General features: G+C 55.4%; 1 protein-coding gene. It reads left to right on the forward strand.

Annotated elements, in window-relative coordinates; genetic code table 11:
* Positions 1 to 124: 124 nt before the first annotated feature.
* A partial coding sequence (locus tag J5224_RS34865) for a copper homeostasis protein CutC (protein ID WP_319802555.1) occupies positions 125 to 534 on the forward strand: 410 nt, incomplete at its 3' end.

The following is a 534-nucleotide window of genomic DNA, read 5'->3' on the forward strand; positions in this document are numbered from 1 at the left end:
TGCCCTCTGTGACTCGGCTCTCCTTTGCATTTTTATTCAGATGCCATATTTACCCTAAAGCCATAGCGTGCTGGTTAATGGTGCAATGGTCACAGCGCAATGTGACGCAGGCGGGAGAGAGTAAATGTCTAAGTTGGAAGTATGCTGTTACAGCGTTGATTGCGCACTTACGGCGGAACTGGCGGGAGCCGACCGCATTGAACTCTGTGCAGGCCAGCGTGAGGGCGGACTGACGCCCAGCTATGGTGTTCTGGCAGAGGCACGGAGCAGGGTTCGGCTGCCGGTGCATCCGATTGTACGCCCGCGCGGCGGGGATTTCTGCTACAGCGACAGTGAGTTTCGTACCATTCAGTATGATATTCAGCGCATTAAAGAAATGGGTTTTCCCGGCGTGGTGGTCGGTGTGTTGGATGAAGAAGGGCATATCGATCTGCCGCGCATGAAAGCCGTGATGGCGCTCTGTGAGGGGATGGCGGTGACATTCCATCGCGCCTTCGATCTGTGCTTGAATCCCCACATGGCGCTGCAACAGCT

It is taken from the genome of Candidatus Symbiopectobacterium sp. NZEC135 (assembly GCF_025962695.1).